General features: G+C 61.2%; 18 protein-coding genes and 1 tRNA gene. 8 read left to right on the plus strand and 11 right to left on the minus strand.

Annotated elements, in window-relative coordinates; genetic code table 11:
* Nucleotides 1–48: 48 nt before the first annotated feature.
* The 4 genes from BUA94_RS07485 to aat all read left to right on the plus strand — a co-directional run bounded on the left by BUA94_RS07485 (nt 49) and on the right by aat (nt 3,876).
* Nucleotides 49–852 (plus strand): DsbA family protein, encoded by an 804-nt coding sequence (locus BUA94_RS07485; RefSeq protein WP_084081855.1) that lies wholly within the window; start codon nt 49–51, stop codon nt 850–852.
* Nucleotides 853–1,303: 451 nt separating this feature from the next.
* Nucleotides 1,304–1,774 carry an acetyl-CoA carboxylase biotin carboxyl carrier protein gene (accB, locus tag BUA94_RS07490; RefSeq protein WP_073011354.1) on the plus strand — a complete coding sequence of 157 codons (471 nt, stop codon included), beginning with the start codon at nt 1,304–1,306 and terminating at the stop codon, nt 1,772–1,774.
* Nucleotides 1,775–1,787: 13 nt separating this feature from the next.
* On the plus strand, nt 1,788–3,128 hold the full coding sequence (accC, locus tag BUA94_RS07495; protein WP_073011357.1) for an acetyl-CoA carboxylase biotin carboxylase subunit: 1,341 nt from the start codon (nt 1,788–1,790) through the stop codon (nt 3,126–3,128).
* Between the two features lie 52 nt (nt 3,129–3,180).
* On the plus strand, nt 3,181–3,876 hold the full coding sequence (aat, locus tag BUA94_RS07500; protein ID WP_073011360.1) for a leucyl/phenylalanyl-tRNA--protein transferase: 696 nt from the start codon (nt 3,181–3,183) through the stop codon (nt 3,874–3,876).
* Nucleotides 3,877–3,887: 11 nt separating this feature from the next.
* Here aat and BUA94_RS07505 read toward each other — a convergent pair whose 3' ends face one another.
* The 6 genes from BUA94_RS07505 to BUA94_RS07530 all read right to left on the minus strand — a co-directional run bounded on the left by BUA94_RS07505 (nt 3,888) and on the right by BUA94_RS07530 (nt 12,362).
* On the minus strand, nt 3,888–5,150 hold the full coding sequence (locus BUA94_RS07505; protein WP_073011364.1) for a hypothetical protein: 1,263 nt from the start codon (nt 5,148–5,150) through the stop codon (nt 3,888–3,890).
* Between the two features lie 118 nt (nt 5,151–5,268).
* Nucleotides 5,269–5,799 (minus strand): DUF2155 domain-containing protein, encoded by a 531-nt coding sequence (locus tag BUA94_RS07510; protein ID WP_408011916.1) that lies wholly within the window; start codon nt 5,797–5,799, stop codon nt 5,269–5,271.
* 134 nt (nt 5,800–5,933) lie between these two features.
* Entirely contained in the window at nt 5,934–8,864 is a 2,931-nt protein-coding gene (locus BUA94_RS07515; RefSeq protein WP_073011366.1) for a valine--tRNA ligase, read from the minus strand.
* Nucleotides 8,865–9,074: 210 nt separating this feature from the next.
* A complete protein-coding gene (locus tag BUA94_RS23930) occupies nt 9,075–9,842 on the minus strand; it encodes a PopZ family protein (protein WP_073011368.1) in 768 nt (255 codons plus the stop codon).
* Nucleotides 9,843–10,120: 278 nt separating this feature from the next.
* Nucleotides 10,121–11,476, minus strand: a complete 1,356-nt coding sequence (locus BUA94_RS07525) for a TolC family outer membrane protein (protein ID WP_073011370.1) — start codon at nt 11,474–11,476, stop codon at nt 10,121–10,123.
* Between the two features lie 226 nt (nt 11,477–11,702).
* On the minus strand, nt 11,703–12,362 hold the full coding sequence (locus BUA94_RS07530) for a protein-L-isoaspartate O-methyltransferase family protein (RefSeq protein ID WP_073011372.1): 660 nt from the start codon (nt 12,360–12,362) through the stop codon (nt 11,703–11,705).
* Between the two features lie 244 nt (nt 12,363–12,606).
* Here BUA94_RS07530 and BUA94_RS07535 point away from each other — a divergent pair.
* The 4 genes from BUA94_RS07535 (at nt 12,607) to BUA94_RS07550 (ending at nt 15,474) form a co-directional block, all read left to right on the plus strand.
* Nucleotides 12,607–12,680 (plus strand) — tRNA-Cys (locus BUA94_RS07535).
* 168 nt (nt 12,681–12,848) lie between these two features.
* A complete protein-coding gene (gene cobD, locus BUA94_RS07540; RefSeq protein WP_073011374.1) occupies nt 12,849–13,862 on the plus strand; it encodes a threonine-phosphate decarboxylase CobD in 1,014 nt (337 codons plus the stop codon).
* Complete coding sequence (gene cbiB / locus BUA94_RS07545) at nt 13,852–14,826, plus strand: adenosylcobinamide-phosphate synthase CbiB (protein ID WP_073011376.1); 975 nt, start codon at nt 13,852–13,854, stop codon at nt 14,824–14,826. Before cobD ends, cbiB begins: the two co-directional genes overlap by 11 nt.
* Nucleotides 14,827–14,859: 33 nt before the next feature.
* Nucleotides 14,860–15,474, plus strand: a complete 615-nt coding sequence (locus tag BUA94_RS07550) for a DUF938 domain-containing protein (protein ID WP_073011378.1) — start codon at nt 14,860–14,862, stop codon at nt 15,472–15,474.
* A 395-nt stretch (nt 15,475–15,869) separates the two neighbouring features.
* On the opposite strand, the gene BUA94_RS07555 is transcribed toward BUA94_RS07550, so the two are convergent.
* From BUA94_RS07555 to cobU, 5 genes are all read right to left on the minus strand, one after another.
* A complete protein-coding gene (locus BUA94_RS07555; RefSeq protein WP_073011379.1) occupies nt 15,870–17,345 on the minus strand; it encodes a cobyric acid synthase in 1,476 nt (491 codons plus the stop codon).
* Between the two features lie 214 nt (nt 17,346–17,559).
* Complete coding sequence (cobO, locus tag BUA94_RS07560) at nt 17,560–18,192, minus strand: cob(I)yrinic acid a,c-diamide adenosyltransferase (RefSeq protein WP_073011381.1); 633 nt, start codon at nt 18,190–18,192, stop codon at nt 17,560–17,562.
* Nucleotides 18,189–22,166, minus strand: a complete 3,978-nt coding sequence (gene cobN / locus BUA94_RS07565) for a cobaltochelatase subunit CobN (protein ID WP_073011383.1) — start codon at nt 22,164–22,166, stop codon at nt 18,189–18,191. The genes cobO and cobN overlap by 4 nt, the downstream gene beginning before the upstream one ends.
* Nucleotides 22,167–22,320: 154 nt before the next feature.
* Complete coding sequence (gene cobW / locus BUA94_RS07570; protein ID WP_073011386.1) at nt 22,321–23,490, minus strand: cobalamin biosynthesis protein CobW; 1,170 nt, start codon at nt 23,488–23,490, stop codon at nt 22,321–22,323.
* Nucleotides 23,487–24,050 carry a bifunctional adenosylcobinamide kinase/adenosylcobinamide-phosphate guanylyltransferase gene (gene cobU, locus BUA94_RS07575; protein WP_073011389.1) on the minus strand — a complete coding sequence of 188 codons (564 nt, stop codon included), beginning with the start codon at nt 24,048–24,050 and terminating at the stop codon, nt 23,487–23,489. Before cobU ends, cobW begins: the two co-directional genes overlap by 4 nt.
* Nucleotides 24,051–24,083 lie beyond the last annotated feature (33 nt).

Genomic DNA, 24,083 nt, shown 5'->3' on the forward strand with positions numbered 1-24,083 from the left:
AGGCGTTCACCAGGGCCGCGCCTTCCCGCGGCAAGAAGGAGTTTCTGCATGCCCCGTCTGTTCGGGTTGTCCTCGCCGGTGCGTCTTGCCCGCACCGCAGCCGCCGGTCTCATCGGCACTTTTTCCGCAGCCACCGCTGCTGTCCTGATCGCCTCTGCGCCTGTTCAGGCTGCTGAGCTGGACAAGGCCGCCGTCGAAACCATCGTGCGCGAATATCTGCTGCAGAACCCGGAAGTCATCCGGGATGCCCTGGTCGAGCTTGACCGCCGCGACAAGGAAGCCGAACAGAACGCCCGTCTCAAGGCCGTTTCCGACAGCTCCGACGTGCTGTTCAATTCCACCCGCCAGGTGGTTCTGGGCAATCCGGAAGGCAAGGTCACCCTGGTCGAGTTCTTTGATTACAATTGCGGCTACTGCAAGCGTGCCCATGGCGACATGACCAAGCTGATCCAGGAAAACCCGGACCTTCGCGTCGTGCTGAAGGAGTTCCCGGTTCTGGGACAGGGCTCGGTGGAAGCTGCCCAGGTGGCGGTTGCCGTCAATGCCGTCGCGCCCGATAAATACGAAGCCTTCCATGAAGCCCTGCTGATGCAGCGCGGCCAGGCGAATCGTGAAACCGCTCTGAAGGCCGCCACGGATCTGGGCATTGCCGAGACCGACATCACCAAGGCAGGCAATGCCGAACTTGCTGCCGAGACCATCGAGGAAGTCTATTCCCTCGCCAACCGCCTCGGCCTCACCGGCACCCCTTCCTATGTGATCGGCACCGACGTGGTGATGGGCGCTGTCGGCTATGACGAGCTGAGCACCAAGCTGGAAGCCATGGGGGTTTGCGGCCAGACGAGCTGCTGATCCAGGCAAGACATTCCGTTCCAGACGGACACGAAGCAAGAAGGGAAAGCTGGAGGAAACCGGCTTTCCCTTTTTTGCATCCAGCCCCTTGCCCGCAAGGCTGCCCCTGTCCTGCCGATGCGGAAGTTGCGGCAAAACAGGCCAAGGAGAAGGAGTTTTGGACCGGAACTTGCGGGATAAGCCGGGAGGCTTCCCGCAAACAGGGCTTTTCCTCGCCCCATTCAATGCCTATAAGGTGGCTGACCCGGCGCTGGGGACATCGGCGCCGGACCCTAGAGATTGACAGTTGCCCACAGCGCCAGATCAGGCCTGCGGGCAGCCTATCTGTCGTGAGACCCGACGCCGGTCCGCGCCCTGGTCAAGCCACCGGGCACGGAAGCGCCACAAGCCCGCCCCGTTACCGGTCAGGCTTGGCCCGGCACTCGTGGCCAAAAGACGAAAGCCGAGTGTAATGTCGAAAGAAAACAAGAAATTTGACACGGACCTGATCCGCGACCTCGCCATCCTGCTGGATGAGACGAACCTCAGCGAAATCGAAGTCGAGCAAGCTGATGTGCGGATCCGGGTTGCCCGTCAGGTTCAGCCGGTGACCGTCGCAGCGCCCGTTGCAGCTCCGGCTCCGGTCGCAGCTCCCGTTGCAGCCGCAGCAGCTCCCGCCAGCGCCCCTGCCGCAGCTTCCGGTCCGCATCCTGGTTCCGTCACTTCCCCGATGGTGGGCACCGCCTATCTCTCCCCGGAACCGGGCGCACGCGCCTACATCCAGGTTGGTGACAAGGTGAGCGAAGGTCAGACGATCCTGATCATCGAAGCCATGAAGACCATGAACCACATCCCGGCCACCAAGTCCGGCACCGTGAAGGAAATTCTCGTGTCTGATGCGCAGCCGGTCGAATTCGGCGAACCGCTCATCATCGTTGAGTAAGGGGCGCCCCGGCATGTTCTCCAAGATCCTCATTGCCAACCGTGGTGAGATTGCCCTCCGCATCCTGCGCGCTTGCAAGGAGCTGGGCATTTCGACGGTGGCGGTCCATTCGACAGCGGATGCGAACGCCATGCACGTGCGCCTGGCAGACGAAAGCGTCTGCATCGGCCCGCCCGCTGCCCGCGACAGCTACCTGAACATTCCCCAGCTTCTGGCCGCCTGTGAAATCACCGGAGCGGACGCTGTCCACCCGGGATACGGTTTCCTGTCGGAGAACGCCAAGTTCGCCGAGATCCTGGAAGCTCACAACATCGTCTTCATCGGCCCGACCTCCGAGCATATCCGGATCATGGGTGACAAGATCCAGGCCAAGCAGACGGCCAAGGATCTCGGCATTCCGGTCGTTCCGGGCTCCGATGGTGCGGTGACCCCGCAGGACGACGCCCATGCGATCGCCCGCGAGATCGGTTATCCGGTTCTCGTCAAGGCAGCAGCCGGCGGCGGCGGACGCGGCATGAAGGTCGCCAAGACCGAAGCCGATCTGGACAACGCCCTGTCGACCGCCCGTTCGGAAGCCAAGGCCGCCTTTGGCGACGATGCGCTCTACATGGAGAAGTATCTCGGCCAGCCGCGCCACATCGAGATCCAGGTTCTGGGCGATGGCAAGGGCAATGCGGTTCACCTCGGTGAACGTGACTGCTCCCTGCAGCGCCGCCACCAGAAAGTTCTGGAAGAAGCCCCCTCGCCCTGCCTGAACAAGGAACAGCGCGAGAAGATCGGCGAGATCGTGGCCAGTGCCATGCGCAAGCTGAAGTACCGGGGCGTCGGCACGATCGAGTTCCTCTATGAGAACGGCGAGTTCTATTTCATCGAAATGAACACCCGTCTGCAGGTGGAACATCCGGTAACGGAAATGATCACCGGCATCGATCTGGTCAACGAGCAGATCCGTATCGCAGCCGGCGGCACGCTGGACATGACCCAGGAAGACATCACCTTCGAAGGTCACGCCATCGAGTGCCGTATCAATGCCGAAGACCCGCGCACTTTCGCGCCGTCTCCCGGCACGATCACCTACTACCACCCGCCGGGAGGTCTTGGTGTGCGCGTCGACAGCGGTGTCTATCAGGGCTACAAGATCCCGCCCTATTACGACAGCCTCATCGGCAAGCTGATCGTGCATGGCCGCAACCGCGTGGAATGCATGATGCGCCTGCGCCGCTGCCTGGACGAGTTCGTCGTGGACGAGATCAAGACCACCATCCCGCTGTTCCGGGATCTGGTGGACAACCAGGATATTGCCAACGGCCAGTACGATATTCATTGGCTGGAAAAGTATCTGGAAGCAAAATAGGACCGACCGGAAGAGTCAGTCCTGAAAAGTGACCGGATGAATGGCCTGAAGAATGGCAAGTCATAACGACGACATCATTCTCGAAATCACGCCGCAGGTGTTGCTCAAAGCATATGCCTGCGGCCTGTTCCCCATGGCGGAATCCGCCGAAGATGCGACCCTGTTCTGGATCGAGCCGGAACTGCGCGGCATCCTTCCCCTCGATCATTTCCATCTGCCGAAGCGTCTGAAGCGCACCTTGCGTGCGGACAAGTTCGAAATCCGCATCAACACGGACTTCGAAGGCGTGATCAATGGCTGTGCCGGAAGTGGGCCGGATCGGCCCCAGACCTGGATCAATGACGAGATCCGGCGCCTTTATGGAGCCCTGTTCGAACAGGGCTATTGCCACACGGTGGAAGCCTGGCACGAGGGCAAGCTCGCAGGCGGTCTTTACGGCATCAGTCTCAACGGTGTGTTCTTCGGCGAGAGCATGTTCACGCGCGTCACGGACGCATCCAAGATCTGCCTGACCCATCTTGTCGCCCGGCTGATCGCCGGCGGCTACAAGCTGCTCGACACCCAGTTCCTCACCGAACATCTTGCCCGCTTCGGCACCATCGAAATCAGCCGGGACATCTATTCCGACCTGCTGGATGATGCGCTGCAGGAGGAAGGCGATTTCTTCGCCCTTCCCCCGCAGCTCACGGGTGATGAGGTGATTGCGGTTCTGGACAGATCCACATCCTCCCCCTCGGCGGCGGACTGAAGTCCCCAGCTTCAAACGAAGCCGACAATCGCCTGGGCGAGATCTTCGGCACTTGCGACATTCAGAAACGGCGTGCTGGTCGGGATCGAGATCTCGAACTTCGGCTGCTCGCCATTGCCGTAGATCAGGCCGACAACCGTTCCAACCGTGAATTCCTGCCGCTCTGGAAATCCACGCACGACATATCCGCCGATTGGGACCGTCACCTTCATCGTGTTCTTCAGTCCCTCGGCAATGCTGCGCTGTTTCTGCCGGGAAATCTGCTCGCCGGAACTGTAGCTGTAGACACCGCTCAGATCGACGCCCGCAATCGTGATGCCCGGGATCTTGAAACTGTGCATCGATGACTTCTGGTAGATCGTCACACTGCCGACCGTATCGGTGACCGAGCGCTCCATTGTCAGTTCCATCGTGCTGGTCAGAGGATTGGCAATGAACGGCATCTGGAAGGTGAGCGCATAGAGGCCATTGAACAGATTGTCGATCTGAGACGTGCTGGGCACTGCTGTCAGCAGCGATAGATTGTTGATGTAGGTGCGGCTTTTGCCTTCGAACTGATTATAGGCAATGTTGACGATCGAGCGGCGCACCTGGTTCCCACCACCGCCAACGATCATCTTCAGCCCGTCGTCATTGACCTGCGGCCAGATCTGATAGGTCTGGTTCCGGGTGTTATAGTCGGCAACCCGCCGGTCAATTGCCTGAAGCAGGGTTGGCTGGTTGGGAGGGGGAGGATTCACCTGCCCCTGCCTTGCCTGATCGAACAGGCTGCCGGGAGCGGCAAAGAGCTGGTCGATTTCCGCAGCCCCCTGAATAACGGGAATGTAGCTGATCACGAAGGCCACAAGCCTGCGCCCATAGCGCTGTGCATCATCCGAAGAAAGGCTCTTGGTCTGGCAATAGTATGACGTGATCTTGGTGATCTCGGACACGGCGGTGAAGTCGAAGATCGACTGCTGGGCCAGATCCGAGCCGCTCAGGTCACAACCGGCCGAAATACAGGCCTGATTGGCAGTGCAGGCTTGGAGCCGCCGCAGAGGATACTGCCCTGCCGGGTCCGGGGTCGCCTTGAAGGCAAAGCCCAGAACCGTGAAATCGAGCGGATAGGAATCCTCGGCCAGATGTTTCCGGCACGCAGGAGATTTCAGAAAGGGATAGGGCTCAGGATCGCCCAGATTTCCGGAGTCCTCGAGCCGCGCCGTCAGATTGTCATGCAACGACGTGCTGACAGCCTGAAAGTTCGGGCTCAGTCCAGTTGTGAAGGTCACGCGCATCCCATTGTCCTTTCGCTATTCGGGCCGCCCACGAATGGGACGCCCGCGAAAGAACGATGTGACACTGCAGCCGTGCAAATGTGCAGACAGGCAGGCAGTTCCCCTGCCTGCCGGAAGATCAAGGTTTGGCGGAAGGCACCTTGATGCCGCCCTGGCTGCCGTCATCGGGACCAGCAAGCGGATCCTGGTCGGCTGGGGTTTCCTGCGTGACCGGAGGGCCGTCGTAATTGGCGGGGGGCGGAACCGCGGAGGACGTCTTGCAGTCCGTCAGCCACACGTCATAGACCGGGTGCTCGACACCGGAAAGGCCGGGGCTTGCCGCATACATCCAGCCGGAGAAGATCCGGCGGACCTCGTTGTTGAGCGTGATTTCATCGACCTGAACGAAGCCGGTCGTCAGCGGATTTTCCGTCGCCGGGCGCGTGTGGCAGACCTTGGGGGTCACCTGCAGCGCGCCGAACTGGACGGTCTCGCCAATATAGACGTCAAACGAAATTATCCGGCCGGTGATCTTGTCCAGACCGGAGAAAACCGCGACAGGATTCTCGATGATCTCGTCGGCCATTGCGGCGCTTGCCGGATATCCGAAAGCCGCAGAAAGCCCGAGAAGGCCTGCGGCCATCGTCCGGGTCTTGAGAAAAGGCCGCATTATCTTGCTCATCTCGTGAAGGCGCATCGAATCACAATCTGCCGGTTTGTCACCATTTCAAGGGCGGTAGCATCGGAATAAGGCCCGGAAAAGACAAGAGCTCCGCCGGGCCTTCATTCCATGTCACCAAAAGATCAGCCGATCTCCGCCAGGCGGGACAGGGCGACCTTGATCTTAGCCAGCTTGCCTTCGGCTTCGGCGATCTTTTCCTTCTCGCCGTCGACAACGTCTTCAGGAGCCTTGGCGAGGAAGCCCGGGTTGGACAGCTTCTTCTCGATCTTCGAGATTTCAGCTTCCAGCTTGCCGGCATCCTTGGTCAGGCGGGCCTGTTCAGCAGCAAGGTCGATGATGCCTTCCAGCGGAATGCAGAAGGTAGCCTCACCAACGATGATCTGAGCCGATCCGGCCGGAGCGGCATCCGCGATGGCAATGCCTTCGGCGCGGGCAAGACGCTGGATCGCAGCCTCATGGGTGGCGATCCGGGCCTTGGTCACGTCGTTTGCACCGACCACGACCAGCTGCACCTTGGCCCCTGCCGGAATGTTCATCTCGGCGCGCACAGAGCGGATTTCCGAAATCAGGCTCACCAGCCAGTTGATCTCGCTGGCTGCTGCTTCATCGGAAACTTCAGCCTTCGGCCATTGGGTCAGGGCCAGAAGCCGGTCTGCCTTCACACCCGCATCGCCCATGCGCTCCCACAACTCTTCCGTGAGGAACGGCATGAAGGGGTGGAGGATCTTGAGGATCTCGTCCATGGCCCAGGCAGCGGTGGCGCGGGTCTCGGCCTTGGCTGCCTCATCGTCACCGTTGAACACCGGCTTGGCCAGTTCCAGGAACCAGTCGCAATAGGTGTTCCAGACGAAGCGGTAGACACCGGCGCAAGCATCGTTGAAGCGGAAGCCTTCCAGAGCCTCGGTCACTTCCGCTGCACACTTGCCGACTTCCGTCGCAATCCAGCGGTTGAGGGTCTGGGTCGTGGTGGACGGATCAAATCCGGCCACGCGCTGGCACTCGTTCATCTCGGCAAAGCGCGCCGCGTTCCACAGCTTGGTGGCAAAGCGCTGGCCGCCTTCGGCTGCCTGATCGGACATGCGCAGGAACCGGCGGCCCTGCACTTCCTGGCTGGCAAGCGCATAACGGGTCGCATCGGCGCCGTAGCGGTCGATCAGGTCGAGCGGATCGATCACGTTGCCGACGGACTTGGACATCTTCTTGCCCTGGGCGTCGACCACGATCGAGTTGAAATAGACCGTGTCGAACGGCACTTCCTTCATGAAGTGCAGGCCCTGCATCATCATCCGGGCAACCCAGAAGAAGATGATGTCGAGACCGGTGATCAGCACGTCGGTCTTGTAGTAACGCTCCAGTTCCGGCGTCTGGTTCGGCCAGCCAAGGGTCGAGAACGGCCACAGGGCGGAGGAGAACCAGGTGTCGAGCACATCCGGGTCACGGGTCAGCGTCTTGCCGCCGGCCATCTCGATGGCCTTCTCTTCGCTTTCCGCGCAGTATTCCTTGCCGTCTTCGTCATACCAGACCGGGATCTGGTGACCCCACCAGAGCTGGCGAGAAATGCACCAGGGCTGAATGTCGTCCAGCCAGTGGAAGTAGACCTTCTCGGCATTGCCCGGAACGAGCTTGGTGGCGCCGTCCTGAACGGCCTTCAGGGCCGGTTCCGCCAGAACCTTGGCATCAACGAACCACTGATCGGTCAGCATCGGCTCGATGACGACCTTGGAGCGGTCGCCATAGGGCTGCATGATCTTCTTGGCCTCGACCATCGGCAGAAGCGCCGGGGCTTCCTCGTCTTCGCCAAGTGCGCGGACGACAGCCTTGCCGGCAACGGTCCACTCGGGCGCACGGCCCTTCATCCAGGCAACATCCTGATGATCAGCCGGCACCATGACCGCCAGACCTTCTGCGGTGATCTGGTCGATGACGCGCTTGCGGGCCTCATACCGGTCCAGACCGCGCAGGTCTTCCGGTACGATGTTGATCGCATCAACTTCGTTGATCGTGAAGGCAGCGCCTTCAATGATCGCCTGTGCCTTGGCCGCTTCTTCCGCATAGGGCGCACCGTCAGCGCGCATGGCGCCCTTGGTGTCCATCAGGCGGTACATCGGAATGTTGTTGCGCTGAGCAACGCCATTGTCGTTGAAGTCATGAGCGCCGGTGATCTTCACCGCGCCGGAGCCAAAGGTCGGATCCGGATACTCGTCGGTGATGATCGGGATCAGACGGCGGTGCTCTTTCGGGCCGACCGGGATCTCGCACAGCTTGCCGATGATCGGCTTGTAACGCTCGTCATCCGGATGAACGGCAACAGCGCCGTCGCCGAGCATGGTTTCCGGACGGGTCGTGGCGATGGAGATATAGTCGCGGGTCTCGCGGAGGGTAACGTTCCCCTCTTCGTCCTTCTCGACATATTCATAGGTCTCGCCGCCAGCCAGCGGATACTTGAAGTGCCACATGTGGCCATCGGACTCGATGTTTTCGACTTCAAGGTCGGAAATCGCGGTCTCGAACTTCGGATCCCAGTTCACCAGACGCTTGGACCGGTAGATCAGGCCTTCGTTGTAAAGATCGACGAACACCTTGAGCACCGCAGCCGACAAGTTCGGCGACATGGTGAATTCGGTCCGGCTCCAGTCGCAGGAGGCGCCGAGACGCTTCAGCTGGCCAAGGATCGTGCCTTCCGACTTGCGCTTCTGTTCCCAGACGCGCTCGACAAAGGCTTCACGGCCCATTTCCCGGCGGCCCGGCTGCTGGGTCTGCATCAGCTCACGCTCGACAACCATCTGGGTCGCAATGCCCGCATGGTCGGTGCCCGGCTGCCACAGAACGTCATAGCCCTGCATGCGCTTCCAGCGGATCAGAATGTCCTGCAGCGTATTATTGAGGGCGTGGCCCATGTGCAGGGACCCAGTCACGTTCGGCGGCGGGATCACGATGGTAAAGGCGTCCGCGCCTTCCTTGGCGCCGGCTCCAGCCTTGAAGGCTTCCGCCTTTTCCCAATTCTCATAGATCCGCGGTTCAACGCTCGCCGCGTCGTAGGTCTTCTCAAGCATGGAAAAATCTCGGGCAAATGTGTGATTGAGCCGTGTAAATCGGATGCGGCCGGTCAAGTCAACAGGAGTCAGGGGCAGAGCCAGGGAATTGCCCCTGGAAGGGTCCTTGGAAAGGACAAGGGAAGCGTCAGAGGAGCGGGCTTTCGCTTGCGGTGAAAAGCAAAACGCCGCCCTCGTCAGGCGGCGCAAATGCCATCTCGAAGGACCGGCTCAGCGCCGGCGGGTAACCCGCTCGATTTCCTTCTGGACAAGCTGCTCCACCAGCACCGGCAGGTTCTGGTCCAGCCATGCCTTCAGCATCGGGCGCAGCATGTCCTTGATCAGGTCTTCCACCGTCTGGGCATTGCCTACATAGAGGCTTGCCAGATTGCTGAAGGCCGCATTGACCGCTTCCCCGGTCTGATCGGAGGTCAGCGGATCGTCATCTTCCATGTCCGGCAGGTCACCGGCGGGAACCGGCTTGGCCGAAGTGAAGGACGAAGCCTTGGGAGCAGGACGGGCGGGAGCGGCAGCAGCGGCCACTTCCAGAGCCTCCATGGCGCTTGCCATGTCGACTTCATCGTCCTCATCTTCCTCTTCCGGCGCGAAGGTGACGTCGTTTTCCTCGATCGCTTCCGCGATCTCGTCTTCGGCGACATCGTCTTCGGAAAGCGCCAGATCTTCCGTCAGCTCGAGAACGTCTTCCTCGTCCTCTTCGGCCGCTGCCATTGCAGCTTCCATGTCGTTGTCGGCTGCCGCTTCATCCAGATCATCGTCACCACCGTCCATATCGAACAGCTTGTCGAGATCGTCCTGAGACATTTCCGTCGCGTCGCCCATGTCGTCCTCTACCTCGAAGTCCGCAGGGTTTTCGTCTAGATCCGCAGAGCCAGCAGCCCCTGCCTGCTCAGCCGGGGCTTCCTCATCGGATATGATACGGCGGATCGATGCGAGGATTTCCTCCATCGACGGCTCTTCAGCCGGACTCGCCTTCGCCATGCCTTCCCCCAGGGTACAAATTCGGCAACACACGAATCGCCCAGAACAATCTGAACGAACAGTTAACCGAAATTATAGGCCGAGGGCGATGCCTGCGTGAACCCGCTCGACCGGCGTCCCTTCCCTTTTCCCCCTTTTAAAGCACTTGGAACCTTGAGCTTCGCCTTGGAGGCTCCGGGCCAAATCCAGAGTTCAGGGAGACAATAACGCGACAGGCGCCGGTTTTGGACCAGCGCCTGTTGCAAGGGTTACCACTTCACGAAAGGGAAGCCTAAGTTTTAACGGCCATCCGGGGTACGCAGGCCGAACCACTTGTCACGAACGGCGGTGTAATGTTCCTTCGGCTTGTAGTGGGTCACCTGAAGGTTGAGCACCTCTGCATCGAGACGGCCAATCGCCGACACCAGCTGATAGCCGCCGACAATACGGTTGCGCTGGGCTGCCACCAGATTGACGCGCTGATTGACCAGTTCGCGCTGCGCATCGAGCACATCCAGGGTCGTCCGCTGTCCGACGCGCTGCTCTTCGATCACACCGTCCAGCGCCAGCTTCTGCGCTTCCACTGCGGACTGCGCCGCGCTGATGGAGGCTTCGGCCGCCTGATAGACGCCCCAGGCGGAAATCACGTTCGCACGAACCTGGGCACGCACCACATCGAGCTGGAGACGGGTCTGACCCAGCTCTTCCTTGGCCTGACGGACGCGGGAGCTGACGGATCCTGCCTGATAGATCGGGATCGTCACCCGTCCAACCACACTCGCGGTATTGGCCTGCGAAATGCTGGTGGAGGGGTTCCAGGAGCGGCCGACATTGCCTTCGACCGACACGGTCGGCAGCATTTCGCCTTCGATGGTCTTGACCGAGAAGATCGCCGCGTCGACCAGATGCTGGGACTGCTGGATTAACGGCTGCTGGTCTTCAGAGACCCGCAGCGCCTCATCGATGGACTTGGGAACCATGCGGCTGATGGATGTGTCCGCGGACAGGTTCTTGGCTTCCGTGCCGACGATCTGGCGATAGATGGCGCGGCTGGTGTTGAGATTCGCAAGCGCGGTGTTCAGGTTCGCCTGAGCTTCCGCCCGGCGCGCATCCGCCTGGGACACATCCGTCCGGGTGCCCTCACCCACATCGAATCTGTCCTTGGCAGCCCGCACCTGTTCCGCCAGAAACTGCAAGTCACTGCGCTGCAGGGAGACGAGAGCCGTGTCGCGGATCACGTCGACATAGGCCTGCGCGGCAGACAGAAGAACGTCCTGCTCGGTCGCGACGAGGCTTTCGCGCTGCGCCCGCACCAAGGCTTCGGCCTGACGGGTGGAATTGACGGTCCGGAAGCCGCGGAACAGCGCCTGGCTGACCGACAGACCGATGGATGCGTTGTTCCGGTAGGTTTCGAATCCGTCCGAGCTTGCCCAGTTTCCGCCGCCCTGAACGGTGGCCGAAACCGTCGGCCTCCAACCGGCAAGCGCCTGCGGAACATTCTCGTCCACGCCGCGCAGCTGAGCCCGTGCGGCGTTCAGTGTCGGATTGTTGGAATAAGCAAGAGCAAGGGCTTCCTTGATCGTTTCTGCCTGTGCTGCGCCGGCTGCTCCGACCATAGCGATCGAAAACACCGCTGCCTTGACTGTTTTACGCATACCCGCCCACGCTCCATGAAAGCCATGCTCACTATCAGGGGACCTAGGTAAACTGGCCAGTGTTTTCAGACAAGCAAACAAGGCACAAGAGGGGCTTATTTGTGGAACTGAGGCATATCGGCAACAGATTCCGCCCTTGCCTCCGTCATTTCACCCACACAACGAAAAAGGGAGCCGCCACAGGCAGCTCCCTTCAAAGTTCAGTGCACCAGACATCCGGCAGCGATCAGAAAACGAATTCGGCGGCCTTTTCGAAGCCCGGCAGAACGCCTGCAGATGCGTTGAAGCCGAAGCGCGAAGACACGTTGCCGGCAGAGGCCCGATAGACGCGGGCCGCAGCAGAACCGCCCCGGCCCTCGATCACGACGAGACGGCCACCATCCTTCAGCTGAGCCAGCAGGCTCTCCGGCAAAACGTCCACGGCACCGTCGATGACGATGGCATCATAGGGGCCTTCGGACGGGCAGCCGTCGGTCAGCTTGGCTTCGATCACGGCGGCATTCTCGATGCCGAGCTCCACCAGGATCTCACCGGCCTTGCGGGCCAGGTCCGGGTTTTCCTCGACCGCGACAACAGTTCCGGCCAGGCGGGAAAGAACAGCCGCGCCGTAACCCGTCGCAGCGCCAACCACCATGACCATGTCGCCAGGACGCACTTCAGCGAGCTGCACCAGCTTGCCGAACAGATGCGGGATCATCAGGAAACGGCTGGCGGAGGTATCAACCGGCAGCTCTTCATCAATATAGGCAACAACCTGCTTGGATGCCGGAACGAAACGCTCACGGGGCACCCATTCCATCGCGTCCAGAATCCGGTGATCCGTCACATCGTTGGTGCGAAGCTGGTTGTCCACCATCTTTCTGCGGGACTGTGCAAAGTCAGTCATGTCGACCCTCATCTCGGTAGCCGGTCTCTCTCCCCCGGTTCATTAGCGAGTGAGAGAGTGGCTGACAAGCGCCAGAATGCGCCCTTCCCCCAAGTGCCGTCAAATTGGTCATCCACATCCCTCGCTTTTTTACGCATTTGTCTTATTGAGCTTTTCCCAAGGCTCTGGTAATCACCTCGCCAGTCAGCCGGTTGACACCACAAACCGGCTAAGAACCGGCTTCATGCATGCGTTCGAAACGGATGGCCTCTTGGCGGAGTGGTGACGCAGCGGATTGCAAATCCGTGTACGCCGGTTCGATTCCGGCAGAGGCCTCCACTTCTTTTCCTGAAAATTCAGAATACGAAGCGCTGAACTAGGCAGATCTGTCTGTCCAATCAAGCCATGCAGCGCTTGCCCGGTGCAAACGCACCGTTCAAATTGCCTGCGCGGCCTGTGGGTGCTACGCGTCCGCAACGGACTTTCCCGCACAGGATTTGAGCTGAGATGATTCACGGTGGAGATCTGGCCCAGGCAATGGCCCTTTACGGCGGCACGCTGGCTGATTGGCTCGACCTTTCCACCGGCATCAATCCGCACGCCTATCCGGTGTCCGCCGAACTCAGCCCGGCTGCCTGGCAGCGCCTTCCCGGTGAAGCGCCGCTCTTCGAGCTTCTGACGGCTGCCAGGCGCGCCTATCGCTGCCCGGACGCCTTCGGCCTGACTGCAGCTCCCGGCACTCAGGCATTGATCGCCCAATTGCCGTATCTGCTCCCCGATGGTCCGATTGCGATCCTGGGGCCGACCTATTCCAGTCACAAGGCAAGCTGGAGCCGGGCGGGACGGACCGTCCTCGAACTCAGCTACTGGGAAGACGCCCGAAATTCCGAGTGTCCGGTCCTGCTGCTGGTCAACCCGAACAATCCTGATGGCCGCGTTGTCTCTCCTGACGAGCTTCTGGCGCTTGCCCGTGCGCGCAGCGCCAAGGGCCAGTGGCTGATCGTGGATGAAGCCTTTGCGGATGTGGATCCGGATTGCAGCCTGCTGCCTCATCTGAGCGATGAGAACGTCGCGGCCCTGCGCTCCTTCGGCAAATTCTATGGCTTGGCGGGCCTTCGTCTCGGTTTTCTGGCAGCCCCACAGACCCTGTCCAATGCCATGGCAGACCGCCTGGACAGCTGGGCAGTCAGCGGCCCCGCGCTCGAGATCGGTGCTGCCGCCCTCGCCGACCTCACCTGGCAAGACGCCATGCGGGACCAGCTTGCGCGTGAAATGGCGGAACTTGAAACCGTGCTGACCGGCTGCGGCCTCCAGCTTGTCGGCGGCACCTCTCTCTATGTTCTGATCCGCAACCGCGAGGCCGCGCGCCTTCACGGGTTTCTGGCAGCCCGCAGGATCTGGACGCGTATTTTCGATTTCGACCCTGACCTGATGCGCCTCGGGCTTCCCGGATCCGAGCACGGTTTGCTGCTGCTGAAAAACGCCTTGAAGAGCTTTGCGCAGGCCCCTCATGCTGACTGACGGCAATGCGCTTTTTCTACTGCTTGCAGCGCTCACACTTGATGCTCTGGTTGGCGATCCGGACTGGCTGTGGCGCCGACTGCCCCATCCTGTGGTGTGGATCGGCAAGCTGATTTCAAGCCTTGAGACCCGTCTCAACAGCACTTCGTTTTCGCCAGCCACGCGCAAACGAAACGGCGTCCTCACGCTGCTGATTCTCCTGAGCGGCAGTCTTGTCCTCGGTTTTTTCCTGACATGGCTCAGCAATCAGATCGCTTTTGGCAGCGTGATCACGATTTTGATCGTGGCCGTTCTGATTGCCCAGAAGAGCCTTTTTGACCACGTCGCTTCGGTCCGCGACGGGCTCAGGCAAGGTGGTCTGGGTGGCGGGCGCAAGGCCGTTGCCATGATCGTTGGCCGGGATCCGGAGCAGCTGGACGAGGCAGGCGTCAGCCGGGCCGCCATCGAATCCTGCGCCGAGAATTTTTCGGACGGCATCGTCGCGCCGGTATTCTGGTTCGCCGTTCTCGGCCTGCCCGGCCTGATTACCTACAAGGCGGTGAACACGGCCGATTCGATGATCGGACATAAAAACGAACGCTATCAGGACTTTGGCTGGGCCTCCGCCCGCTTTGACGACCTGATCAACCTGCCGGCCTCACGCCTCGCCGGTCTGTTCATTGCCGGTGCCGCCGGACTTGCGAAGGGCTCTCCGCTCCATGCACTCCGGATCATGATCCGCGATGCGGGGCAGCACCGCTCGCCCAATGCTGGCTGGCCGGAGGCTGCGATGGCAGGCGCACTCGGTCTGGCTCTTGCAGGTCCTCGCGTCTATACCGGCTACAAGGTCGAGGATCCCTACATGAATCCGGCAGGACGCCGGGACGCAAATGCAGAGGATATTGCAGCTGCCTTGCGCGTTTACATGGGCGCCTGCGCAATACAGGCGTTGATCATTGCCATTTTGTCGCTAGTCTGGTGGTGAAATTCCAATCGCGTCCAAATGTGAGACGAAAGCGTGCTTCCCTTTTCCGCAGCGGCCGAAAACAACAAGCGCCCCATTCTTCAAATCCTCAGCAAAGCCTTTTCCGGCAGCAGCCGGATCCTGGAAATCGCGAGCGGCACTGGCCAGCACGCGCTTTTCTTTGCAGAGAACCTTCCCCACCTCGACTGGCGCCCCAGCGACCTTGCCGAGCACCTTCCCGCCATCGATCAGCGCATCGTTCAGGCGGATACCGTGCTCGACAATCTCCTGGCGCCGATCGAGCTGGACATTGGCGACCTGCCCTGGCCGGTCTCGTCCAGCGACTATGAAGACGCCTATGACGGCATTTTCACTGCCAATTCGCTGCACATCATCTCCTGGCCCCTGGTCGAAGCCTTTTTCGAAGGTGTCGGCGAAACCCTGAAACCGGGCGGCACGCTCTGCGTCTACGGCGCCTTCAAGTACAACGGCGCCTTCACGACCCCGAGCAACGAAGCCTTCGACAAAAGCCTGCGCGACCGGGATCCGGAAAGCGGTATCCGCGACTTCGAAGCGGTCAATGCGCTGGCAGAAAAGATCGGGCTCAAGCTCGTCGCGGATCACCCGATGCCCGCCAACAACCAGCTTCTGGTGTGGACGCGAGGGTAGAACCCTCACCCGCCGCTGCGCGGCGACCTCTCCCAGAGGGAGAGGTGGTGGAGAGGTTGTTCGGGGGGGCAAAGTTGTGTGATCCGGAAAGTTAGAGAAAATCCACAGCCTCACGGCATGCTCAGCCTGCCCCCTCTCCCCCAGAAGCAGATGAGCGAGAGGGCTGGGGTGAGGGTCTTTCAGTTCCATCGCCAAGCCGCCCTCACCCGCCGCTGCGCGGCGACCTCTCCCAAGCTTGGGAGAGGTGATGGAGAGGATTTTCGGGTGGCAAAGTTGCGTGATCCGGGGAGTTAGAGAAAATCTACTGCCTCACGGGTTGTTCAGCCTGCCCCCTCTCCCTCAGGGAGAGGGCTGGGGTGAGGGCTCGGGGTGAGGGCTATTTCTCGCCGAAAAGCTCACCGTTTCCGGGCAATCTCCAGCAAGGCCTCGACATCCAGACACCCTTCCAGATGCACCGCAAGCTGGTCGAGGATGGTGTCGATGCTGGTGTCATAGGCAAGACCTGAGCCGGCGCCCATTTCCTTCAGATAGACGGCCCGGAAAACATCGGAGGTGAAGAGGCCGTGGACATAAGTTCCCGCGACCCGACCGTCCGCAGAGATAGCCCCGTCCGGCTTTGTGTAACCGGGAGCCCCTTCGATCTCGAGCAGGGGATGGCTGCAATCCTTCCCTTCAGTGCGGCCGATGTGGATCTCGTAGCCGGAAACGGCAGCGCCCGTGGCGACATGAAAGCCCGAGACCTGCTCCAGTTCCTTTTCACGGGTCAGCATCGTGTCCACATCCAGCAGGCCGAGCCCGGCGACGGTCCCGACCGGACCTTCGATCCCGTCCGGATCGGAGATCGTCCTGCCCAGCATCTGATAGCCGCCGCAAATGCCGAGGATCCGCCCGCCGCGACGATAGTGGGCGAGAAGGTCAATGTCCCAGCCCTGTTTGCGCAGGAAAGCCAGATCGCCAACTGTGGATTTTGACCCCGGGAGCAGCACCAGATCCGCATCTCCCGGCAAGGGATTGCCCGGCTGGATCAGTTCCAGCGTCACATCCGGCTCAAGGCGTAGCGGATCGAGATCGTCGAAATTGGCGATCCGAGAAATCACCGGAACGACAATCTTCACCGGCCCATTGCCGATGCCATCCGCCAATCCCAAAGCGTCCTCCGCAGGCAGCCGGTGCGCATCAGCGAACCATGGCACGACACCAAGGCCATTCCAGCCGGTGCGGTTTTCGATCTCCCGCAACCCGTCGTCAAAGAGGCTCGTGTCCCCGCGGAACCGGTTGATGAAAAAGCCCTTGATCCGCTCACGCTCAGATGGCTCCAGCACTGCATGGGTGCCGACCAGCGAGGCAATCACGCCGCCCCGGTCAATGTCGCCGCAGAGGATTACCGGCAGATCGGCAGCCTCCGCAAAGCCCATGTTGGCAATGTCGCCAGCCCTGAGATTGATCTCGGCCGGACTGCCAGCCCCTTCGACCAGCACCAGATCCGCGCCGGATTCAATTTCGGAAAAACTCTCCAGAACCTTCGGAAGCAATTGGGCTTTCTGGCGACCATACTCCCGTGCCCGCATGGTACCGAAGCGTCTGCCCTGCACGATTACCTGCGCACCCGTATCGGTTTCAGGCTTCAGCAGGATCGGATTCATGTGGACGGTCAGCGGCACCCGCGCGCCCATGGCCTGCAGCGCCTGCGCCCGGCCGATCTCGCCGCCATCGCAAGTGACGGCGGCGTTGTTCGACATGTTCTGCGGTTTGAATGGCAGGACACGCAAGCCCCGGTTGGCAAAGAGACGGCACAGTCCGGCAACAATCAGGCTCTTGCCCACATTCGAGCCAGTCCCCTGGATCATCAGGGCGGGTACCCTTCGCGCCATTGCGCCTCCTGTAATCCCATCGCTGGATCAGCTGACCTGATTTTCATCCCCGCAAAGGCGGGGATCCAGTAATCAATTGAGTTGTCTGGCATTTGGACAGCCCCTCCACGGGATACTGCATCTCGGCTCTGGAGCTTCGCCCCAAACCGGGATGACAGACAAACTCGAATGGAAAGCTGTCTACCTCTGTCATCCATTCATGGGTGACTTCGCCTTAAAATTCAATTCCTTCCTGCGGCTTCACACCGGAGCGGAATGGGTGCTTGACCTGTTCCATTTCCGTGACCAGATCTGCCACCTCGATCAACTCGTCCTTGGCATTGCGCCCGGTGATGACGACATGAACATCTTCTGGCTTCTCGTTCTTCAGGAACTCCGCAACTTCTTCGACCGGCAGATAATCATAACGCAGAACGATGTTCAGCTCATCGCAGAGGACCAGCCGGAACTCGCCGCTGGTGATCATCTCCTTGGCCGCCTCCCAGGCTTGACGGGCCGCATCGATGTCGCGCTGCCGGTCCTGGGTTTCCCAGGTAAAGCCCTCGCCCATGCGCTTGACCGTGACGAGGTCGGAGAACCGCTCCAGCGCCAGCCGCTCGCCCGTGTCCAGCCGTCCCTTGACGAATTGCACGACCCCAACCTTGTGGCCATGACCGAGAGAGCGGAACACCATGCCGAAGCCGGCCGTGGACTTGCCCTTGCCCTTGCCGGTGTTGACGATGATCAGACCCTTCTCGATGGTCTTGGTGGCCATGATCTTGTCACGGGCAGCCTTTTTCTTCTTCATCTTATCGGCGTGGCGGGCGTTGAGTTCTTCTTCGCTCATGCCTTCGGTCTTGGCCGTCATGACGTCGTCCTCCCTTCAAGATCTGCTGTCAGCCCGTCCAGGCGGGCGTGGGTGCTGTTGCGGCGCGGCGTCCAGAGCCCGCGCCGGAGGGCCTCTTCAAAGCGGGCGAGGATCTCCCGGTAGGCTGCCGGATTGGCATCTTCCAGAAACTCCCGCACCTTGTCATCTTCGAGATAGGCAGCAAAAAGCTGGTCGAAATGATGATCGCCCACCGCCCGTGTCGTGGCGGAAAAAGCGAAGAGATAGTCGAGCGTCGCAGAGATTTCGAAGGCGCCCTTGTAACCGTGACGCATGACGCCTGCGATCCATTTCGGGTTCGCCGCCCGTCCCCGCACGACCCGGCCGATCTCTTCGGACAGGGAGCGCACAACAGGCCGTTCGGGACGCGAATGATCATTGTGAAAGATCTTCGGCGCCTCGCCCTTCAAGGTCTCGACCGTTGCCGCCAGTCCGCCTTCGAACTGGTAGTAATCGTCGGAATCAAGCAGATCATGCTCCCGGTTGTCCTGATTGTGCAGAACCGCGTCGGTGCTGGAGAGCCGGCTTTCGAGTTCGGCCCGCGCGGAGGTTCCCGCAGCGCTACCGCCATAGGCATAGCCGCCCCATTCCAGGAAGCTTTCGGCAAAATCGCCGCGCTCGTCCCAGATCCCTTCATCGATCAGCGCCTGCAGCCCGGCGCCATAAGCCCCCGGCTTTGAACCGAAGACCCGGAAGCCCGCCCGGCGGAGTGACTCTCCGGCATCAAGCCCCTGCCCTTCGAAGCTCAAGCGATCCTTCAGCACCCGGGCGGCAATCGGATTGGCCTCTTCCGGCTCACTGAGAGCTGCAACGGCACGCACCGCGCTGTCGAAAAGATCGATCTGGTGCGGAAAGGCATCGCGGAAGAAGCCGGAGACCCTGAGGGTCACGTCGATACGCGGACGGCCAAGCTCGGCAAGGCTCATGATCTCGAAGCCGGTCACCCGTCCGGAGTCTGCCTCCCAAACGGGCCGGGCCCCGATCAGGGCCAGCGCCTGCGCCACGTCATCGCCGCCCGTGCGCATGTTGGCCGTGCCCCAGCAAGTCAACACCACGGCCTTGGGCCATTCGCCCTCTTCCTGAAAATAGCGCTCTGCCACAAGCGACGCCGATTGCTCGCCCAACCGCCAGGCTGTTTCTGTGGGCACGGCGCGCACATCGACCGAATAGAAATTCCGTCCCGTCGGCAGCACATCCGGCCGCCCGCGCGTTGGCGCACCGGAGGGACCAGGCGCGACAAAGCCGCCGGCAAGCGCCGTCAGAACGGCCCGGGTTTCAGCCGCTCCCGATCCAGTGACGGCAGGGCGCAGATCCGTTTCGATGGACTTGAGGACAGCGCGGGTCGCCGTCCAGCTTTCGTCCGGCTTACACTCTCCGGCAACGAGCTTCTGCGCCAGGTGTTCGATCCGCTCCACCGTATCACCGCAGGAGCGCCAGAGATCAGTGGAAAGGCTGTTCAGAACCTCAGGCCTGGTACCGATCCAGGGCGCAGAAAAGTCGCAGTCGAGAGGATCGAAAATGGCCCCCTCACCCCAACCCTCTCCCCCATGGGGAGAGGGAGTGGTGCTGTGCATTGACGCGACTTCTGCAGCCTTACTCGGCTCGCTCTGGAATGAGGGTGATGCCCCCTCATTCGCGACGCCCGATTTTTGCAGAAGCTCTCCTCCTGCGCCCTTCTCCCCTCCGGGGAGAAGGTGGTCCGAAGGACCGGATGAGGGGACATTCGGGCTCTCTGCATTCACGAGCCCAAGATCCTGCGCAATCGCCCGCTGCAAGCTCTCCTGCGACGCCTGTTTTCCGCGCGGGACACGGGCAAGAGCCACGAGAAGATCGGTCAACAGGCTGCCTTCCGGGCTTTCGCCCAGAATATGCAGCCCGTCGCGGATCTGCAGTTCCTTGAGATCGCACAGATGGGCGTCCAGACGCGCAAGTTTCGTCGCCTCGTCCATGTCGCCGGTGATGCCGATGTCCTGATCCAGACCATGGCGCGCCGCGACATCCAGAATGTCCCGCGTCAGCGCTTTCAGGCGGCGCGGATCGACGCCGCTGGCAAGATAATACTCATCAAGAAGCACCTCCAGCTCGCTCGCCGCCCCATGGCTTTCGGCCCGGGTTAGCGGCGGCGTCAGATGATCAACAATGACGGCGGCGGTGCGGCGCTTGGCCTGCGCCCCCTCGCCCGGATCATTGACAATGAACGGATAGATATTCGGCACAGGCCCAAGCACAGCCTCCGGATAGCAGTCTTCCGACAGCGCCAGTGCCTTGCCGGGAAGCCACTCCAGATTGCCATGCTTTCCAAGATGGATCACCGCATGGGCGCCATAAGCCTCGCGCAGCCAGATGTAGAATGCGAAATAGTGGTGCGGCGGAACCAGATCCGGATCGTGATAGGTTTCCTTGGGGTCGATGTTGTAGCCCCGCGCCGGCTGAATGCCGACAACCTGATTGCCAAACCGGTGCAGAGCCAGCCGAAACCCGTCGCCGGTCACATGCGGGTCAGCCTCAGGCTCGCCCCAACGCTCCGTCACGCCCCTGCGAACGGCTTCCGGAAGACGGTTGAAGGCCTCGCGGTAGATCTTAAGCGGCAGCTCTTCAAAACCGGCTCGCGCCTCGCGCCCGGCCAGGGCATTGGTCACCCCGCCAGTCAGCACATCCATCAGGTCGCGGGAGGTTGCAGGAGCAGAACCGATATCGTAGCCAGCCGCTTTCATCTCCTGAAGCAGCGTCGCGCAGGAGGCAGGCGTGTCGAGACCGACCCCATTGGCAATGCGGCCATCCTTGTTCGGATAGTTCGCCAGAATGAGTGCCGTCTTCTTTTCTGCCGCAGGCACATGCCCGAGCCGCGCCCAATTGGCAGCCAGTTTCGCGACAAAATCGATCCGGTCGGGCACGGGAACAAACCGCACCGGCGTCGACTGGGTCAAAGGATCGAAGGCCCCTTCTTCCTTGAACGACACCGCCCGGCTCAGGATGCGGCCGTCCACCTCCGGCAGCACCACATGCATGGCAAGGTCGCGGATCGACAGACCCTGATCGCTCTCCTGCCAGCCTTCCTTCGAGGACGAGGAGAACACCACCTGCAGCACCGGCTTGCCCGGCGCATCCAGCGGCGTCATCTGATGTGCAGCTCCCGCCTTGGAAACGGCAAAGGCCGTGGCGTTGATCACTACATCCGGCGGGCAATCTGCAAAGAGGCTCTCCAGGACCGCCGTCGATTCCGCTTCCTTGAGCGAGGAGACAAAGACAGGCAGCGCGTTGACCCCCGCCTTGCTCAAAGCCGCCATCAGCGCATCCACGGGCGCTGTCTGTGCGCCTTGAACCAGGGCCCGGTAAAAGGTGACAGCTGCCACCGGCCGGTCCGGCGCATCCCAGGTCGCCCGAAGTGCAGTCAGATCAGGAGCTGCCTGTCCGGGCAAATAGATGCCTGCCCTTGGCAAGGGCACGGGCGGCAGCGGCTCTTCAGCCAGATTCAGAATATGAGCGAGATAGCGCAAGCCATTTTGATAATTGGCCGTTCCGCCCTCCACGCAGTACCGCCAGAAGCGCCGGGCAGCCTCCACCGGCACAGTCGACCGGCTGGCAAGATCCGCATCCCACTGGTCATCTCCGGGCACGATGATGAGCGTCACCCCATAGGCACGCGCCTCTTCTTCCAGCCGCTCGACGCCATAGCGCCAGTACTCCAGCCCGCCCAGAAGCCGGAGCGCAACCAGCTTCGATCCGCGCACAGTGCTTTCGGCATAAAGGTCGACCGAATAGGGATGCTGCAGCGCCATGATGCTGGCAAGGCGCAAGGAAGCCCGCTCAACACCCAGCCCATGATGGGCCGCGTTGAAGCTGCCCAGCTCCGTGTCGGCTGCGGACAGAAACAGGATGTCCGCCGGTGCCTGACCGAGATCAACCGCATCACCGCCATCATCGATCCGCCGGGTCTGGCTTGCCAGAATATGCATCAGCCGACAAACCCCGCCTTCGTCATCCCGGCCAAGCGGAGCGCGAGCCGGGACCGGAGAGCCACAGATCTTTTGGATAGACCTCGGCTCACCGATCCCGGATCTCCGCTTCCGCTTCGTCCGGAATGACAGCAATCAGATTTAGGCGCGTTGGTCATGCAGCTGCGGCATCCGCCTCGAACAGGGCTTTCACCGCAGCCAGATCCAGCCCCTTCAGGCCGATGACCACGAGACGGCCAGCCCCGTCCGCACCGGCGGCAAACCAGGTTTCGACCCGCGGGCCCACGGCCTGCACCATGGCAGGCGCTGCCTTGCCTTCGATGGCGACAGCCCCCTTGATCCGCAAGACCCCTTTCGTGGCCATGCCCTTCAGCACCCGCGCTTCCACATCCTTGAGGCTCGCGAAGGCGGGAACAGGAATGACGAAACTCTCGAAATCATCATGGTGATGATGGTCGTGGTGGTGATCATGATGGTGATGATCGTCATCATGATCATGGTCATGGTCATGGTCATGGTCATGGTCATGGTCATCGTGATCGTGGTCGTGGTCGTGGTCGTCATCATGGTCGTGATGATGATGGTGATGCTCGTGCCGGGCCTCCATGTCGTCCTCGGCGGCAGATTCCCGGCCGAGCAGAACCTCGATCGGCAGCGTCCCCTTCTCCGAAGCAACGATCTGAACAGTCGGGCGAACGTCCTCGGCAATCTTGGCCTGGACCTTTGCAAGAGCCTCCGGGCTGACAAGATCCGCCTTGTTCAGGACCACAAGATCGGCACAGGCCAGCTGATCGTGGAACAGCTCTTCCACCGGGCTGTCATGATCCAGGGCCTCGTCGGCAGCCCGCTGGGCAGCCAGCGCCTCTTCATCCAGTGCGATGCGCCCTTCGGCAAGCGCAGCAGCATCCAGAACGGTCACCACGCCATCGACCGTCACCTTGGTCTTGACGCTTGGCCAGGAGAAGGCGCGCACCAGCGGCTGGGGCAGCGCCAGACCAGAGGTCTCGATCACGATATGCTCAGGCGGAACATCGCGGGCAAGCAGCATTTCCATGGTCGGCAGAAAATCATCGGCAACGGTGCAGCAAATGCAGCCATTGGTCAGCTCCACCACCTCGTCGGCGGCACAATCGGGATCAGCGCAACCGTTCAGCAGCGAGCCATCAAAGCCCATGTCACCGAATTCATTGACGATCAGCGCAATGCGGCGCCCCTGAGCATTCTTCAGGAGATTGCGGATCAGCGTCGTCTTGCCCGCGCCCAGAAAGCCGGTGACGATGGTGGCGGGAATTTTCTGTCCGAGGGACTTGGAGCCGGGGGTCATAGGGTCACATCCGGTTGAAGAGAGGGTTTCAAGGTCAAGGGCAGTCCAGCGGCAACAAAGACAGCGCTCTGGCAGACCTCTGCCATCGCCTGGTTGATCCGCCCCTGCGCATCACGAAAATCACGGGAAAGCTTGCTCTCGGGCACGAGACCGAGACCAATTTCATTGGAAACAAAAATGGCTGGCCCCTTCAGGTGGGAAACCGCGTGGCACAGCCGGCCGGTCTCTGCGGCCACATCCAGGTTTCTGAAGAAGAGATTGTTGAGCCAGAGGGTCAGGCAGTCGACCAGAATGACGCGCCCGGGACCTGCCTCGCACTCCAGAACGCCGGCCACATCCGTCTCTTCTTCCACCGTGCGCCAGCCTGCGCCGCGCTGTGCCTTGTGCAAGGCAACCCGGTCGCGGGTCTCTGCATCGATCAAGGGGCTGGTTGCCACGTATAGACGGGAAAGGCCGCTCTTGAGGGCCAGGGATTCGGCATACCGGCTCTTGCCGGATCTGGCGCCGCCAAGCACAAGAACCGTCCTTGGAAACACCGCCCCTTGCAGGGTGTCAGTCATCTAGGGTCTCCTAGCCGTCCACCCGACAGCGCT

This window comes from Roseibium suaedae, assembly GCF_900142725.1.
Lineage (GTDB): Bacteria > Pseudomonadota > Alphaproteobacteria > Rhizobiales > Stappiaceae > Roseibium > Roseibium suaedae.

What these genes read in the sequence shown, in the direction of transcription:
- BUA94_RS07485 (WP_084081855.1), top strand. Translation starts at nt 49, where the DNA reads ATGCCCCGTCTGTTCGGGTTGTCCTCGCCGGTGCGTCTTGCCCGCACC.
- accB (WP_073011354.1), top strand. Translation starts at nt 1,304, where the DNA reads ATGTCGAAAGAAAACAAGAAATTTGACACGGACCTGATCCGCGACCTC.
- accC (WP_073011357.1), top strand. Translation starts at nt 1,788, where the DNA reads ATGTTCTCCAAGATCCTCATTGCCAACCGTGGTGAGATTGCCCTCCGC.
- aat (WP_073011360.1), top strand. Translation starts at nt 3,181, where the DNA reads ATGGCAAGTCATAACGACGACATCATTCTCGAAATCACGCCGCAGGTG.
- BUA94_RS07505 (WP_073011364.1), bottom strand. Translation starts at nt 5,150, where the DNA reads ATGCGCGTGACCTTCACAACTGGACTGAGCCCGAACTTTCAGGCTGTC.
- BUA94_RS07510 (WP_408011916.1), bottom strand. Translation starts at nt 5,799, where the DNA reads ATGCGGCCTTTTCTCAAGACCCGGACGATGGCCGCAGGCCTTCTCGGG.
- BUA94_RS07515 (WP_073011366.1), bottom strand. Translation starts at nt 8,864, where the DNA reads ATGCTTGAGAAGACCTACGACGCGGCGAGCGTTGAACCGCGGATCTAT.
- BUA94_RS23930 (WP_073011368.1), bottom strand. Translation starts at nt 9,842, where the DNA reads ATGGCGAAGGCGAGTCCGGCTGAAGAGCCGTCGATGGAGGAAATCCTC.
- BUA94_RS07525 (WP_073011370.1), bottom strand. Translation starts at nt 11,476, where the DNA reads ATGCGTAAAACAGTCAAGGCAGCGGTGTTTTCGATCGCTATGGTCGGA.
- BUA94_RS07530 (WP_073011372.1), bottom strand. Translation starts at nt 12,362, where the DNA reads ATGACTGACTTTGCACAGTCCCGCAGAAAGATGGTGGACAACCAGCTT.
- cobD (WP_073011374.1), top strand. Translation starts at nt 12,849, where the DNA reads ATGATTCACGGTGGAGATCTGGCCCAGGCAATGGCCCTTTACGGCGGC.
- cbiB (WP_073011376.1), top strand. Translation starts at nt 13,852, where the DNA reads ATGCTGACTGACGGCAATGCGCTTTTTCTACTGCTTGCAGCGCTCACA.
- BUA94_RS07555 (WP_073011379.1), bottom strand. Translation starts at nt 17,345, where the DNA reads ATGGCGCGAAGGGTACCCGCCCTGATGATCCAGGGGACTGGCTCGAAT.
- cobO (WP_073011381.1), bottom strand. Translation starts at nt 18,192, where the DNA reads ATGACGGCCAAGACCGAAGGCATGAGCGAAGAAGAACTCAACGCCCGC.
- cobN (WP_073011383.1), bottom strand. Translation starts at nt 22,166, where the DNA reads ATGCATATTCTGGCAAGCCAGACCCGGCGGATCGATGATGGCGGTGAT.
- cobW (WP_073011386.1), bottom strand. Translation starts at nt 23,490, where the DNA reads ATGACCCCCGGCTCCAAGTCCCTCGGACAGAAAATTCCCGCCACCATC.
- cobU (WP_073011389.1), bottom strand. Translation starts at nt 24,050, where the DNA reads ATGACTGACACCCTGCAAGGGGCGGTGTTTCCAAGGACGGTTCTTGTG.